This is a genomic window from Cupriavidus taiwanensis (assembly GCF_900250115.1).
Lineage (GTDB): Bacteria > Pseudomonadota > Gammaproteobacteria > Burkholderiales > Burkholderiaceae > Cupriavidus > Cupriavidus taiwanensis_B.
The window spans coordinates 1,510,493-1,524,580 of the sequence record NZ_LT984803.1; the positions used below are offsets into that span (position 1 = coordinate 1,510,493).

Genomic DNA, 14,088 nt, shown 5'->3' on the forward strand with positions numbered 1-14,088 from the left:
CGCTAGTCTTTTGCCCGTGCCCGTTCGATGGACATGTCGGTCGGCATCATGTTGAGGTCGGCGTTGTGCATCACCCACAGCGAGCCGGCGACGACGATGACGATCAGGAAGCCGGTGCAGGCGAAGATGGCGGTATTGCCGCGCTGGCCGGGAGCGGTGCCCAGGTGCAGGAAATACAGCAGCTGCACCAGCAGCTGCGCGACGCACAGGCCCACCACCAGCGTGATCGCGGCCTGGCTCTGCAGCGCGCCCGTCATGACCGTGGCAAACGACGCCACGGTGAGCGCAACCGACAGCAGCAGGCCGATGGTGTAGCTGCGCACGCTGCCGTGGCTGGCGTGCTCGCCCGGCTGGACTGAGTGAAGATGGGACGGCTTCATGCGAACTCCCGCAGGTAGACGAAGGTGAAGACGCAGATCCAGACCAGGTCCAGGAAGTGCCAGAACAGGCTCAGGCACGCCAGCCGGCGGCGCACGATGTCGTCGAGGCCGAAGCGGCGGATCTGGTGGATCATCACGGCCAGCCAGCACAGTCCCGCGGTGACGTGCAGGCCATGGGTGCCGACCAGCGTGAAGAAGGCCGACAGGTAGGCGCTCACGCCGGGGCCGGCGCCCTGGTGCAGCAGATGGGCGAACTCGTAGACCTCCATGGCGACGAACAGCGCGCCCAGCACGAAGGTGGCCGCGAGCCAGCGGATCATGCGCGGCGCGGCATTCGCGTCCTGCCGCAGCATGGCCAGGCCGAAGGTGTAGCTGCTGAGCAGCAGCACCATGGTTTCGGCGAACACGAACGGCAGCTCGAACAGTTGCCGCCCGCCCGGCCCGCCCGCCGTGTTGCCGGACAGCACGCCAAAGGTGGCGAACAGCACCGCGAAGATCAGGCAGTCGCTCATCAGGTAGAGCCAGAAGCCCAGCGTGGTATGGGCGCCGGCATCGTGATGGCCGTGGTCGGCGGCGTGGGTGGTCGCGTGTGCGGCGTCCGGGCCCGGTTGGTGCAGGGTAGGGGAAAGCGTCGGGGTCATGGTCAGGCAGCTTGCTGCAGTTGGGCGTAGCGGGCGCGCTCGATGCGCTCGACTTCGGCGGCCGGGACGTAGTAGTCGACATCGCGGTCGTAGCTGCGCAGCACGAAGGTCGCAATCGCTCCGAGCAGCCCCGCGATGGCCACCAGCCACATGTGCCAGACCAGCGCGAAGCAGGACACCAGCCCGAATACGGACACGAGGAAGCCGGCCGCGGTGGGGCGTGGCATGTGGATGTCCTCGTAGTGGGCCGGCTGGCGCCATGCGCGTCCGGCTTCCTTGTCGTCCCAGTGCTGTTCCAGCGAAGTGATGTGCGGCACCGTCGCGAAGTTGTAGAACGGCGCCGGCGATGCCGTCGACCATTCCAGGCTGCGGCCGTCCCACGGGTCGCCGGTCAGGTCCTGATTCTGCTTGCGGTCGCGGATGCTGACAGCCAGTTGCACGATCATCGCCAGGATGCCGGCGCCGATGACGAAGGCGCCGATCATCGCCACCACCAGGTAGGGATGCCAGTCCACATTGGCGTAGTGGTTCATCCGGCGCGTCATGCCCTTGAAGCCCAGCACGTAGAGCGGCATGAAGGCCAGGAAGAAGCCGGCCAGCCAGCACCAGAACGAGACCTTGCCCCAGAACTCGTTCAGCTTGAAGCCGAACACCTTGGGGAACCAGAAGCTGATCGCCGCCAGGCAGCCGAACAGTACGCCGCCGATGATCACGTTATGGAAGTGGGCCACCAGGAACAGGCTGTTGTGCAGCACGAAGTCCGCGCCCGGCACCGCCAGCAGCACGCCGGTCATGCCACCGACCGCGAACGTCACCATGAAGCCGATGGTCCACATGGTCGAGGTATGGAAGCGGATCCTGCCGCGGTACATGGTGAACAGCCAGTTGAACAGCTTCACGCCGGTGGGGATCGAGATGATCGAGGTCATGATGCCGAAGAAGGCGTTGACGTTGGCGCCAGAGCCCATGGTGAAGAAGTGGTGCAGCCAGACGAAGAACGACAGCACGCCGATCGACGAGGTGGCATACACCATCGACTTGTAGCCGAACAGCGGCTTGCGCGAGAACGTGGCGATGATTTCCGAGAACGCGCCGAACGCGGGCAGGATCAGCACATAGACCTCGGGGTGCCCCCAGATCCAGATCAGGTTCACGTACATCATGGCGTTGCCGCCCAGCTCGTTGGTGAAGAAGTGCATGCCGAGGTAGCGGTCGGCGGTGAGCAGGGCCAGCGTGGCAGTCAGCACCGGGAAGATGGCGACGATCAGGATGTTGGTGATCAGCGCGGTCCAGGTGAACACCGGCATCTTCATCAGCGTCAGGCCCGGCGCGCGCATGCGCAGGATCGTGACGATGAAGTTGATGCCGGTCAGCGTGGTGCCCAGCCCGGATATCTGCAATGACCAGATGTAGTAGTCGACGCCGACGGTGGGGCTGTAGCCGAGTTCCGACAATGGCGGGTAGGCCACCCAGCCGGTCGCGGCGAAGTCGCCGACGAACATCGACAGCATCACCAGCACCGCCCCCATGGCCGACAGCCAGAAGCTCAGCGAGTTGACGAACGGGAAGGCCACGTCGCGCGCGCCGATCTGCAGCGGCACGATCACGTTCATCAGCCCCACCACCAGCGGCGTGGCCACGTAGAAGATCATGATCACGCCGTGCGCCGTGAAGATCTGGTCGTAGTGGTGCGGCGGCAGGTAGCCGGCGGCATCGCCATAGGCGACGGCCTGCTGCGTGCGCATCAGGATCGCGTCGGCGAAGCCGCGCAGCAGCATGACCAGCGCCAGGATGATGTACATCACGCCGACCTTCTTGTGGTCGACCGAGCAGATCCATTCCGTCCACAGGTATTTCCACTTGCCGTATCTGGTGATGGCGCCGAGCAGCGCGGCGCCCAGCACCAGCACCACGGCCAGCGTCACCATGATGATCGGCTCGTGGTAGGGGATGGCCTCGAGGTTGAGTTTTCCTAGCATGTCATTGCTCCAGGCGGCCGGGGAGCGCCGACGGGACGCGTTGGAAGGCCTGCAGTGATTCGGGGGTGTTCGCGCGGCAGATCGCGCCGTTGGCCTGCATGTACTTGTCGACGACCTGGTCGAACAGCTTCGGCGCCACCGATGCATACAGCGCGACGGGGTCCTTGGTGCTGGGCTGCTCCAGCGCGCGGTAGGTGTCCGCGTCAAGCGCCTGCGCCGAGGCCCGCGCCTTGCGGATCCACGCGTCGAAGTCCTCGCGCGAGGTCGCCAGCGTCTTGAAATGCATGTCCGAGAAGCCCGCGCCGCTGTAGGCCGCGGATTGGCCGAGATAGACGCCCGGCGTGTCGGCGATCAGGTGCAGGCGGGTCTGCATGCCCGCCATGGTGTAGACCATGCTGCCAAGCTGCGGAATGAAGAAGGCATTCATCATCGATTCCGCGGTCAGCCGGAAGTTGACCGGCGTGCCGACCGGGATGGCGAGCTGGTTGACCGAGGCGACGCCGTACTCGGGATAGATGAACAGCCATTTCCAGTTCAGCGCGATGACATCGACCTGCAGCGGCTTGACCTCGGACTCGAGCGGCCGATAGGGGTCGAGCTTGTGCGTGGAGTCCCAGATCAGCACGGCCAGGCAGGCCACGATCACGCACGGGATGCCCCACACGACGATCTCGATCCTGGTCGAGTGCGACCACTTGGGCGCATAGGCCGCGCGCGTGTTGCTTTCGCGGTAGCGCCAGGCAAACCACAGCGTCAGGAAGATCACCGGGATGACAACCATCAGCATGACGAACAACGCGATCAGGATCAGCGATTTCTCCTGCTCGCCGATGCTGCCCCTGGGATTGAGCAGTTCGAGGTTGCAGCCGCCGAGCAGGGCGCTCAGGCCGGCGGCCAGCAGCAGGACGCCGATGCGCAGCGGCACGGCGCGCGATGCGCTACGGCTGGGGGACGGGGAGGGCGGGCCTTGTCGATCTTGGTTTGCCGGCCCGGCGTTAGGTTTGAGCATGTCGGACACCTTGGTTACGGATTACCGAAGGCATCCGGCCACGCGCTCCGATTCAAGTGCTGGGTTAGCCCCGCGCGGGCGTGGCTTGTATGGATTCCTTCGGCAATGTCTGGCATGCTAGTCGAAGACAAAGGCCATACATCGAGGAGAATTTTGGCGACAGGATCCATGCAAGATGACGGAATCGCGGCCAAATGGGATCTGCGGATCACGGCATCCGGCGGCGCGCGCTATCTGCAGATCGTCGACTTCATCGAGCGGGCCATCGGTGAAGGGCGGTTCGTGGCCGGCGACCGCGTGCCGCCGCAGCGCAACCTGGCGAAGTCCCTGGGCGTCGACCTGACCACCGTCACGCGCGCCTATAACGAGGCCCGGCGGCGCCAGCTGATCGAAGCCAGGGGTGCGCTCGGCACGTTCATCGCCGCGCCGCGCGCTGAACTCGCGCGGGTGGTCGACATGAGCATGAACGTGCCGCCGCCGGCGGGCGTGGATTTCCAGGACCTGTTGCGGCGCGGCCTGAACCAGGTCCTGCTGCGCAGCGACCCGCACCTGCTGATGACCTACCAGCTTGGCGGCGGCAGCGCTTCGGACCGGTCGGCCGGGGCGCTCTGGCTTACGCCGATCTTCGGGCAGGTCGACGCCGCGCGGCTGGTGGTGTGCCCCGGCGCCCAGGCCGCGCTGGCCGCCGTGATCCTGAGCCGGACCCGGCCCGGCGAGGCGATCGTGACCGAGCCGCTGGCCTATCCGGGCATTCGCGCCGCGGCGGCGCAACTGGGCCGGCGCGTGGTGGTCGCACCGTGCGACGCGGACGGGATGCTGCCTGATGCGCTTGCCGCTGCGCGCGCCAAAGGGGCCACGCTGGCCTACCTCAACCCGACGGCGCAGAACCCCACCACGCACACCATGCCGGCCTCGCGCCGGGCAGAGATCGCCAGCGCCGCGAATCGCTGCGATATCGCCTTGCTGGAGGACGACCCGTACTGGCTGCTGACGCCGTCAGCGCCGCCGCCGCTCGCCACCTTTGCGCCCGAGCGCACCTGCTACGTGGCGACGCTGTCCAAGGCGCTCACGCCGGGCCTGCGCACGGCGTATGTGCTGTTGCCGGAGGGGAGTGGTGGCGACGACCTGCTGGCAGCGCTGCGCGCCTTCGCGCTGATGGCGGCGCCGATGACCGCGGCGCTGGCCACGCAATGGATCCATGACGGCTCGGCCATGCAGCTGCTCGACGGCATCCGCACCGAAGCGCTGGCGCGGTGCGCGCTGGCAAGCCGGTGGCTGAGCGGGATCGGCCAGCTGCCGCCCAGCGCCATCCACGTCTGGCACCGCCTGCCCGCGCAGTGGTCGGCGCAGCAGCTCACCCGGGCCGCGCTGGCGGAAGACCTGCGGGTGACGCCTTCCGATGCGTTCTGGGACGGCGCGGGCGCACCCAATGCCATCCGGATCTCGCTGGGCGGCGTCGCCGACCGGGCCCAGCTGGCGCACGCGCTGCGCAGGCTCGCGGCGCTGCTGGAGCGTGGGCCGCGGCAGCATCCCATTACCATCGTCTAGCGCTGCGGCCGCCTGGGCCGGCGTCGTCAGCCCGAACTGGCTTGCGGCCCGGGCATCAACGGACCCAGCGCTCGACCTGCGCTTGCAGGCGCGGCCCGACCAGAAGGATGGCGGGGATGACGATCACATAGCCGAGGCCCCACGAGCGCAGCCAGGCCAGCGCAAAGTCCTCGGTGAATCCCCTGTTGAAAGCGATCAGGGCGAACGAGATGATCCCCGTGGTCACCACGCCCATCGACAGCGCGAAGGCGATTTTGCGTTTCAGTTCTACGTTCATGGCGAGTTGGTGTCGTAAAGGTTGCGGGCGGCAGCTTGGCGGCGGCTGCGCACCCGGCGGACATGGCGCGCAAGGCCGCCTCCGGACGCGGAGGTCTACCGTGCCATGCGGTACCGTGCGGCCGGCTGCGCACGCGAAAGACCGGGCCCCAGCGCGGCGCGTGCCGCCTCGAATGCGTGCCAGTCGGCAGCGTCAGGCAACGACGGAAGCGTGATCACTTCGCCCTGGTCCAGCCCTGCCAGCGCCGCGTCCACCAGGTCGTCACCGTCCATCACCAGCGCTGCGGGCAGGTTTTCGACGGGGTGCCCGGCAACGTCCCAGAACGCCGTGCGGGTCGCCCCGGGCAGCACCGCCTGGACCCGCACGCCCTTGCCGGCAAGTTCATGCTGCAGCGACTGGGTAAAGCCCAGCACAAAGGCCTTGGAGCCGCCGTAGACGCCGTTCAGCAGCTCGGGCGCGATCGCGACGATCGACGCAATATTGATGATCGTGCCCTGGCCGCGCGTCACGAAGGCCGGCGCAGCAGCATAGGTGAGGCGGGTCAGCGCGGTCACGTTGAGTTCGATCATCGCCTGCATCGTGTCCACATCCGACGCCAGCAAGGGCCATGCCCCACCGAAACCCGCGTTGTTGACCAGCGTGGTGATGCTGGCATCCGTCCTCAGGATGTTCTCGATGCGTCGCAGCTCGGCTGGCTGGCCCAGGTCGGCCGTCACGATTTCGACGGAGCGGCCGGTCTGGTCGGTGATGCGCCGCGCCAGTGCCTCGAGCCGGCTGCGGTTGCGCGCCACCAGGATCAGGTCATGGCCGCGGCGGGCGAGCCGATCCGCATAAATGGCCCCGATCCCCGAGGAAGCCCCGGTGATCAGGGCGGTGCCAGCGTAGGTGTCAATGGTCACGTTGCAGCTCCATAGCAGTGGTAAGACGGTGGGATGGTCCGTGGCAGCCGGCCGTGCGTGGCGCCGCTGCGTGCATCGAAGATTAGGTGCACAATGGCGATGGCAGCAATGTCGTAGATCCCACCTTTTATGCCATCGCAGGGAAGATGCCTGCCACTGCCGTGAGGAGTTCGCCATGCACCATGTGGCTCTTGCCCTTTATCCCGGCTTCCAGGCGCTGAACCTTGCGGTCTCGACCGTGCTCGAGTTCGCCAACCGGGCGCTTGGCGAGCCGCTGTACCAGGTTCACTTGCTGTCGGAACATGGCGGCCCCGTGGCCAGTTCCGGGGGCTTTGCGGTCAGCACCGCGCCCTTTGGCCGGCGTCGCTTCGATACCGTGCTGGTGGTGGGAGACAATGACGTCCTGCCTGCGCCGCCCGCCCTGGTGAGGTTCCTGCAGCGCGCGGGGCGGACTTCGCGGCGCATCGGCGCGACTTGCACCGGTGCCTTCAGCCTGGCGCAGGCGGGCTTGCTGGCCGGCCGCCGTGCCACCACGCACTGGTATTACGCGCAGGAGCTGCGACGCCGCTTCCCGGACGTCAGCGTGGAGGAGGACCGCATCTTCATCATCGACGGCCCGGTCTGGACCTCGGCCGGCATGTCGGCCTGCATCGACCTGGCGCTGGCACTGGTGGAGAAGGACGCGGGCGCCGCGGTCGCGCGCGGCGTGGCCAGGAACCTGGTTGTGTACCATCGCCGCGCCGGCGGTCAGTCGCAGTTTTCGGCGCTGCTGGAGCTGGAGCCGCGCTCGGATCGCATTCGTGGCGCGCTGGATTTCGCGCGGCAGAACCTGCAACAGGACCTCTCGGTAGCGCAATTGGCGAGTGCCGCGCACCTCAGCGCCCGCCAGTTCTCGCGCGCGTTCCGCGACGAAACCGGCCAGAGTCCGGCCAAGGCCGTCGAGCGCCTGCGCGTGGAGGCAGCGCGGCTGATGATGGAAAGCGGCCGCCATTCCATCGATGTGGTGGCCCGGGATACCGGCTTTGGCGATCCCGAGCGCATGCGGAGGGCCTTCCTGCGGGCGTTCGGGCAACCGCCGCAGGCGCTGCGCCGCATCGCGCGCGGCGGCGTACCGCAGCCGGCTTAGCTGGTGCAAGCGTCACATCGTCTTGAGGTGGGTGTTCCGCGCCAGCTAGAATCTGAAAACAGCTTCCCTTGGCACGGCATCATGAGACACGAATCTGGCGTCATGCAGGATGAGTCGCAGGGCCCACGCGGGGGTGAGCCGGCGGATGAGGCGATGTTGCCCAATGGCAATGCGCGCCACATCAACCGCGAACTGAGCCAGCTGGAATTTTTCTACCGCGTCTTGCAGCAGGCGGCCGACCCAGCCATTCCGCTGCTCGAGCGCCTGCGTGCCCTGTGCACCTTCAGCAGCAACCTCGATGAGTTCTACGAAGTCCGGGTGGCGGGGTTGAAGGAGCAGTGCGTGCTGACGTCGCCGGTGGTGGGCCCGGACGGGCTGACGCCGCAGGCGGTCTATGCCGCGGTCAACCGGCGGGTGCGCGAGCTGGTCGAGCAACAGTACGGGCTGTTCAATGACGTGCTGATTCCCGCCCTGGCACAGGAGCAGATCTGTTTCCTGCGGCGGCCATCGTGGAACGCCCGTCAGCAGGACTGGATTCGCGAATTCTTCTTTGCCGAGCTGATGCCGGTCCTGACGCCGATCAGGCTGGACCCCGCGCATCCGTTTCCGCGGGTCCTGAACAAGAGCCTGAACTTCGCCGTTGAGCTCGAAGGCAAGGATGCGTTCGGCCGCAGCTCGGGCAATGCCATCGTGCAGGCGCCGAGGGCGTTGCCACGCGTGATCGCGCTGCCCGCCGCAATTGCCGGATGCCGGCACGGCTTCGTTTTCCTTTCCTCGATCCTGCATGCCCACGTCGGCGAGCTGTTCAGCGGCATGACGGTTCGCGGCTGCTACCAGTTCCGGGTCACGCGAAACAGCCAGCTGTTTGTCGACGAGGAAGAGGTCAAGAACCTGCGCGAGGCGCTGCAGGGCGAACTGCCGCACCGGCATCTCGGCGATGCGGTCCGGCTGGAGGTGGCCGACAATTGCCCGCCCGCCATGACGGCATTCCTGCAGCAACAGTTTGGCCTCGCGCCAGGCGAGGTGTTCGCGGTCAATGGCCCGGTCAACCTGGTGCGCCTGATGCAGGTGCCGGACCAGGTCGACCGGCCGGAACTGAAGTACCTGCCGTTCCGGCCGGGTTTGCCGAAGGCGCTGCTGGACCAGCCCGACGTGTTCCGCGCCATGCGCGATGGCGACATCCTGCTGCACCATCCGTTCCAGTCGTTTGCGCCGGTGGTCGATTTCGTCAGGCAGGCGGCGCAGGATCCCGATGTCGTGGCGATCAGCCAGACCGTGTATCGCGCCGGGCACGACTCGGCGCTGCTGTCGTCGCTGATCGATGCGGCGCGCCACGGCAAGGAGGTCACTGCCGTGGTGGAGCTGATGGCGCGTTTCGATGAAGAGGCCAACATCGGCTGGGCGGCGCAGCTCGAGGAGGTTGGCGCGCATGTGGTCTATGGCGTGGTCGGCTTCAAGGCGCATGCCAAGATCCTGATGGTGGTGCGGCGCGAGGACGGACGGCTCAGGCGCTATGTGCATCTCGGCACCGGCAACTATCATCACGAGACCTCGCGCAGCTATACGGATTTCGGCTTGCTGACCTGCGATGAATCGCTGACCCGCGACGTGGCACAGGTCTTCAGCCAGCTGACCGGTCGCGGCCAGACGCAAAGCATGACCCATATCTGGCAATCGCCGTTTACGCTGAAGCAGCAGTTGCTGGCAGCGATCCGGGGCGAAGCCGAGCATGCCAGGGCCGGGCGCAAGGGGCGCATCATCGCCAAGATGAATGCGCTGCTGGAGCCCGAGCTGATCGAGGCTCTGTACGACGCATCGGGCCAGGGCGTGCACATCGACCTGATTATCCGCGGCGCATGCGCGCTGCGCCCGGGTATCGCCGGACTGTCCGAGCACATCACGGTGAAGTCGGTGATGGGCCGGTTCCTCGAGCACTCGCGCATCTTCTGCTTCCACGACGGCGGCGCCGACAAGGTCATGCTGTCGAGCGGCGAATGGATGGAACGCAGCCTGTCGCGTCGCATCGAGATTTGTTTTCCCGTGCTCGATCCCCGCCTGAAGCAGCGGATCATTGCCGAGGGCCTGGAGCCGTATCTTTCCGACCAGAGCGAAGCGTGGAGGATGACGCCTGAAGGCAACTATGTGCGCCAGCCCGTGCCGGACGGCGAGTCGGCGCAGCGCAGGCTGCTGGCCGCGCTGACCTGACTGCTGACAGCTGGCGGCACACCATGCATGTTGATGCCGCCTGGCAGCCGCGAGCGCGAACCGGGGGCAGGGTATTGCACCGCTGCGCGACACGCGCTATAGTTCGGCCTCCTGCAGCACGGCACTGCCCGCAAGGCACCCGGGTGATTGGCCCAGGTCCATGATTCGCAAAGGAAGTCTGGTTTCCTTAGAGGCATGGCCCGGACCGCACGAGGTTGCGCCAGCGCGATCCGTTGCATGCCATCACGATGCGGGAACCGACACAGGAGTGGTAGTTCAGTCGGTTAGAATACCGGCCTGTCACGCCGGGGGTCGCGGGTTCGAGTCCCGTCCACTCCGCCAGTATCAAGAAACGCCCGCGCCAGCGGGCGTTTTTCGTTTTGCGGAGTGGAGGAAGCCGCCTGCGCGGCTTCCGGCGGGAATCGAAGGGCTGCGCTTGCCAGCGCAGCCGCGGCCCGCAGGATGTGGGCGAGTCCCGTCCACTCCGCCAGTATCAAGAAACCCCCGCGCCAGCGGGCGTTTTTCATTTGTGGTCCATGTTCGCCACCCTGCACAAAGGGCGCCGGCCCACCGGCTCCTGATAGAATCGCGGAGTTTGTCTTTCGTGCCAATCCACTACCCGAATCCGCATGCTTGATTTCGTACGCAACAACCGGCGCCTGATGCTCTTGCTGCTGCTGGTGCTTGTTTTCCCGTCGTTCGTGTTCTTCGGCGTGGAAAGCTATTCGCGCTTCATGGACAGCTCGCACGATGCCGCCAAGGTCGACGGCCGGGCCATCAGCGTGCAGGAGGTCGACAATGTGGTGCGCGACCAGAGCGAGCGCGCGCGCCAGATCCTGGGCGCCAGCTATGACCCGCGCCAGTTCGAGGGCCCGGAGGCACGCAAGGCCGTGCTCGAGCAGCTGATCCAGCAGCGCGTGCTGGCCAATGCGGTGGCCAGCGAGCACCTGACGGTGTCGGACGCCAAGCTGCTCGAAGAGATCAGCAACCTGCCGGCGATTGCGCAGCTGCCGCGCGGCAAGGACGGCAAGATCGACGACAAGGCTTACCTGCAGCTGCTGCAAGCGCAGGGCATGACGCCCGAGCAGTTCGATGCGCGCATGCGCTTCGAGCTGGCCAGCCAGCAGCTGGGCACGTCGGTTGCCGCGACCGCGTTCGTGCCGAAGTCGCTGATCGAGCGCCTGATGGCGGTGCGCGACCAGCAGCGCGAGGTGCAGGCGCTGCTGTTCAAGCCCGCGGGCTACACCGCCAAGGTCCAGTCCGACGCCGCCGCGCTCAAGGCCTACTACGACAGCCACCAGCAGGACTTCTCGGTGCCGGAGCAGGCCCAGGTCGAATACCTGGTGCTGTCCGGCGAAGCGCTGGCCGCGTCGCAGGCGGTGACGCCGGAAGAGCTGAAGTCGTACTACGAAAGCAATATCGCGCGCTTCCGCGTCGACGAGCAGCGCCGCGCCAGCCATATCCTGATCAGCGCGCCGAAGGATGCGCCGGCGGCGCAGCGCCAGGCCGCCAAGGACAAGGCCACCAGGCTGCTGGAAGAAGTGCGCAAGCATCCTGACACCTTCGCCGAGGTGGCGCGCAAGAACTCGCAGGACCCGGGTTCGGCCGAGAAGGGCGGCGACCTCGGCTTCATGGGCCGCGGCGCGCTGGTCAAGCCGTTCGAGGACGCCATGTACGCGCTCAAGGAAGGCCAGATCAGCGACGTGGTCGAGACCGACTTCGGCTACCACATCATCAAGCTGACCGGCACCAAGCCCGCCGAAACCCGGCCGCTGGAGGCGGTGCGCACCGAGCTGGAAGCCGAGTTGCGCAAGCAGTTCGCCGACAAGAAGTTTGCCGAGCAGGCCGATGCCTTCGGCAATACCGTCTACGAGCAGGCCGACAGCCTCAAGCCTGCCGCCGACAAGTTCAAGCTGACCATCCAGACCGCCGACAACGTCACGCGCCAGCCGAATCCGACGCTGGGCGCGCAGAGCCCGCTGAACAACGAGAAGCTGCTCAAGGCACTGTTCAGCGACGACGCCATCAAGAACAAGCGCAACACCGAGGCCGTCCAGGTCGCCCCCAACACGCTGGTGGCCGCGCGCATCGTCGCGTACCGCCCGGCGACCGTGCGCAAGTTCGAGGAAGTCGAAGCGCAGGTGCGCGAAGGCTATATCGCGCAGCAGGCGGCGGCACTGGCGCGCAAGGATGGCGAGGCACGACTGGCGGCGCTGAAGCAGGCCGACAATGCCGAGGGCTTTGGCGCGGCGCAGACGGTGTCGCGCACCAAGGCCGAGGGCATGGCGCCGCAGGCGGTGGAAGCGGTGATGCGCGCCGATGCCGCCAAGCTGCCGGCGCTGGTGGGGGTCGACCTGGGTGCGCAGGGCTATGCGGTCTACCGCATCACCAAGGTCAGCCAGCCGGCGCAGGCCAATCCGGCCCGGCGCCAGGCCGAGGCGCAGCAGCTGGCGCAGCTGGCGGGCCAGACCGACCTGCAGGCCTTCTATGAAAGCCTGAAGGCCCGCTCCAAGGTCAAGCTGCTGGCGCCGGCGGGTGCGGCGAAGGAGCAAGGCGGCGAGTGATCCGTGCCGGGCCGGCGCCACGCCGGCCACGCCTGAATCAAGAACCCCTGGCTTGCGACAGGGGTTTTTTTATGGTCACTTGGCGGCGCCGCGCTTGAGCAGTGGCTTGAGCTGCGGCCACACCGTATCGAGCAAGGCGGGCTGCGCCGCGGCGGTCGGGTGGATGCGGTCGGGCTGGAACCAGTCCTGCCGCCCGATCACCTGGTCGAGGAAGAAGGGCACCAGCCGCACCTTGTATTCGCCCGCCAGCCTGGGATAGAGCGAGACGAACTTCTCGGTGTAGTCCTGGCCATAGTTGGGCGGGATGCGCATGCCGATCAGCAATACGCTGGCGCCGGCCTGCTGCGCCGTGGTGACCAGGTTGCGCAGGTTGGCCTCGGTCGACTGCAGCGGCAGGCCGCGCAGCGCGTCATTGGCGCCGAGCTCGATCACCACGATGGCGGGGCGGTGCCGCGTCAGCAGTTCGGGCAGGCGGGTCTTGCCGCCGATGGTGGTCTCGCCGCTGATGCTGGCATTGACGACGCTATAATCGAAGCGCTCCTGCCGCAGCCGGTCCTGCAGCAGCGTGACCCAGCCCGCGCCGCGCGCGATGCCGTATTCGGCCGACAGGCTGTCGCCCAGTACCAGCAGCGCGGGCCCGGCGGCCGGGGCCGCGGTCTTTGCCGGGGCCTGGGCCCGGGCCGGTCCGGCGGCCGCAAGCGCCAGCGCCATGCCGGCTGCCAGCAGCAGCCTGCGCTTTTTCCCTCGGATCCCTATATCCATGTCTTCTTCCATTCTTGCAGTCGAATCTCTTGGAAAGACCGTAGCCGACACGACCGGTTCGCTGACGATTTTGCACGACGTGACGTTTTCCGTCACGCCGGGCGAAACGCTCGCCATCGTGGGCGCGTCCGGATCGGGCAAGTCGACGCTGCTGGGGCTGCTGGCCGGGCTGGACCTGCCCAGCACGGGCACGGTGCGGCTGCAGGGCCAGGACCTGTATGCGCTGGACGAGGACCAGCGCGCCGCGGTGCGCGGCCGGCATGTCGGCTTCGTGTTCCAGTCGTTCCAGCTGGTGGCCCACCTGACCGCGCTGGAGAACGTGATGCTGCCGCTGGAGCTGCGCGGCGAGACCGCGCAGGTGCGCGAGCGCGCCGTCGACATGCTGCAGCGCGTGGGCCTGGGCGCGCGCCTGGGCCACTACCCGCGCACGCTGTCGGGCGGCGAGCAGCAGCGCGTGGCGCTGGCGCGCGCCTTCGTCGCGCGTCCGGACATCCTGTTCGCCGATGAACCGACCGGCAGTCTCGACACCGCCACCGGCGAAGCCGTGATCGCGCTGATGTTTGAACTGAACCGCGACGCCGGCTCGACGCTGGTGCTGGTCACGCACGACCGCTCGGTGGCGTCGCGCTGCGGGCGCGTGCTGACCATCGACGCCGGCCGCGTGGCCAGCGACGAATGGATCGGCGTTGAGGTCTAGC

The 14,088-nt window shown here is 67.1% G+C and carries 12 protein-coding genes and 1 tRNA gene; 6 read left to right on the plus strand and 7 right to left on the minus strand.

Going from position 1 to position 14,088, the window contains the following annotated elements:
- Positions 1 to 2: 2 nt before the first annotated feature.
- The 4 genes from cyoD to cyoA are packed head-to-tail and all read right to left on the minus strand — an operon-like array spanning position 3 to position 4,009.
- Positions 3 to 380 carry a cytochrome o ubiquinol oxidase subunit IV gene (cyoD, locus tag CBM2586_RS07275; RefSeq protein ID WP_115687118.1) on the minus strand — a complete coding sequence of 126 codons (378 nt, stop codon included), beginning with the start codon at positions 378 to 380 and terminating at the stop codon, positions 3 to 5.
- Positions 377 to 1,021, minus strand: coding sequence for a cytochrome o ubiquinol oxidase subunit III (gene cyoC / locus CBM2586_RS07280; RefSeq protein ID WP_115687119.1), 645 nt, complete (start codon positions 1,019 to 1,021; stop codon positions 377 to 379). Before cyoC ends, cyoD begins: the two co-directional genes overlap by 4 nt.
- 2 nt (positions 1,022 to 1,023) lie before the next feature.
- On the minus strand, positions 1,024 to 3,000 hold the full coding sequence (cyoB, locus tag CBM2586_RS07285) for a cytochrome o ubiquinol oxidase subunit I (protein ID WP_115687120.1): 1,977 nt from the start codon (positions 2,998 to 3,000) through the stop codon (positions 1,024 to 1,026).
- 1 nt (position 3,001) lies between these two features.
- Positions 3,002 to 4,009, minus strand: coding sequence for a ubiquinol oxidase subunit II (gene cyoA, locus CBM2586_RS07290; RefSeq protein WP_115687121.1), 1,008 nt, complete (start codon positions 4,007 to 4,009; stop codon positions 3,002 to 3,004).
- A gap of 168 nt (positions 4,010 to 4,177) precedes the next feature.
- Here cyoA and CBM2586_RS07295 point away from each other — a divergent pair, with 168 nt between their 5' ends.
- Positions 4,178 to 5,557, plus strand: a complete 1,380-nt coding sequence (locus tag CBM2586_RS07295; protein WP_115687122.1) for a PLP-dependent aminotransferase family protein — start codon at positions 4,178 to 4,180, stop codon at positions 5,555 to 5,557.
- Between the two features lie 55 nt (positions 5,558 to 5,612).
- Here CBM2586_RS07295 and CBM2586_RS07300 read toward each other — a convergent pair whose 3' ends face one another.
- Both CBM2586_RS07300 and CBM2586_RS07305 read right to left on the minus strand, forming a co-directional pair.
- Complete coding sequence (locus tag CBM2586_RS07300) at positions 5,613 to 5,834, minus strand: DUF2798 domain-containing protein (RefSeq protein ID WP_115687123.1); 222 nt, start codon at positions 5,832 to 5,834, stop codon at positions 5,613 to 5,615.
- Between the two features lie 95 nt (positions 5,835 to 5,929).
- Entirely contained in the window at positions 5,930 to 6,733 is an 804-nt protein-coding gene (locus CBM2586_RS07305) for an SDR family NAD(P)-dependent oxidoreductase (RefSeq protein ID WP_115687124.1), read from the minus strand.
- A 175-nt stretch (positions 6,734 to 6,908) separates the two neighbouring features.
- On the opposite strand from CBM2586_RS07305, the gene CBM2586_RS07310 reads away from it, so the two are divergent.
- From CBM2586_RS07310 to CBM2586_RS07325, 4 genes are all read left to right on the plus strand, one after another.
- Positions 6,909 to 7,859 carry a GlxA family transcriptional regulator gene (locus tag CBM2586_RS07310; protein WP_115687125.1) on the plus strand — a complete coding sequence of 317 codons (951 nt, stop codon included), beginning with the start codon at positions 6,909 to 6,911 and terminating at the stop codon, positions 7,857 to 7,859.
- Positions 7,860 to 7,940: 81 nt separating this feature from the next.
- Positions 7,941 to 10,064, plus strand: a complete 2,124-nt coding sequence (ppk1, locus tag CBM2586_RS07315) for a polyphosphate kinase 1 (protein ID WP_115662221.1) — start codon at positions 7,941 to 7,943, stop codon at positions 10,062 to 10,064.
- Between the two features lie 265 nt (positions 10,065 to 10,329).
- A tRNA-Asp gene (locus CBM2586_RS07320) sits at positions 10,330 to 10,406 on the plus strand.
- Positions 10,407 to 10,693: 287 nt separating this feature from the next.
- The gene (locus CBM2586_RS07325) at positions 10,694 to 12,628 is read left to right on the plus strand and encodes a SurA N-terminal domain-containing protein (RefSeq protein WP_115687126.1); all 1,935 of its coding nucleotides are present in this window, start codon (positions 10,694 to 10,696) and stop codon (positions 12,626 to 12,628) included.
- 75 nt (positions 12,629 to 12,703) lie between these two features.
- Here CBM2586_RS07325 and CBM2586_RS07330 read toward each other — a convergent pair whose 3' ends face one another.
- Positions 12,704 to 13,390: an arylesterase gene (locus CBM2586_RS07330; protein WP_115687127.1), complete on the minus strand. Its 687-nt coding sequence runs from the start codon at positions 13,388 to 13,390 to the stop codon at positions 12,704 to 12,706.
- On the opposite strand from CBM2586_RS07330, the gene CBM2586_RS07335 reads away from it, so the two are divergent.
- Positions 13,389 to 14,087 (plus strand): ABC transporter ATP-binding protein, encoded by a 699-nt coding sequence (locus CBM2586_RS07335; protein ID WP_115662218.1) that lies wholly within the window; start codon positions 13,389 to 13,391, stop codon positions 14,085 to 14,087. The two genes, CBM2586_RS07330 and CBM2586_RS07335, sit on opposite strands and share 2 nt — an antisense overlap.
- The last annotated feature ends 1 nt before the right edge of the window (position 14,088 follow it).

What these genes read in the sequence shown, in the direction of transcription:
- cyoD (WP_115687118.1), bottom strand. Translation starts at nt 380, where the DNA reads ATGAAGCCGTCCCATCTTCACTCAGTCCAGCCGGGCGAGCACGCCAGC.
- cyoC (WP_115687119.1), bottom strand. Translation starts at nt 1,021, where the DNA reads ATGACCCCGACGCTTTCCCCTACCCTGCACCAACCGGGCCCGGACGCC.
- cyoB (WP_115687120.1), bottom strand. Translation starts at nt 3,000, where the DNA reads ATGCTAGGAAAACTCAACCTCGAGGCCATCCCCTACCACGAGCCGATC.
- cyoA (WP_115687121.1), bottom strand. Translation starts at nt 4,009, where the DNA reads ATGCTCAAACCTAACGCCGGGCCGGCAAACCAAGATCGACAAGGCCCG.
- CBM2586_RS07295 (WP_115687122.1), top strand. Translation starts at nt 4,178, where the DNA reads ATGCAAGATGACGGAATCGCGGCCAAATGGGATCTGCGGATCACGGCA.
- CBM2586_RS07300 (WP_115687123.1), bottom strand. Translation starts at nt 5,834, where the DNA reads ATGAACGTAGAACTGAAACGCAAAATCGCCTTCGCGCTGTCGATGGGC.
- CBM2586_RS07310 (WP_115687125.1), top strand. Translation starts at nt 6,909, where the DNA reads ATGCACCATGTGGCTCTTGCCCTTTATCCCGGCTTCCAGGCGCTGAAC.
- ppk1 (WP_115662221.1), top strand. Translation starts at nt 7,941, where the DNA reads ATGAGACACGAATCTGGCGTCATGCAGGATGAGTCGCAGGGCCCACGC.
- CBM2586_RS07325 (WP_115687126.1), top strand. Translation starts at nt 10,694, where the DNA reads ATGCTTGATTTCGTACGCAACAACCGGCGCCTGATGCTCTTGCTGCTG.
- CBM2586_RS07335 (WP_115662218.1), top strand. Translation starts at nt 13,389, where the DNA reads ATGTCTTCTTCCATTCTTGCAGTCGAATCTCTTGGAAAGACCGTAGCC.
- CBM2586_RS07330 (WP_115687127.1), bottom strand. Translation starts at nt 13,390, where the DNA reads ATGGATATAGGGATCCGAGGGAAAAAGCGCAGGCTGCTGCTGGCAGCC.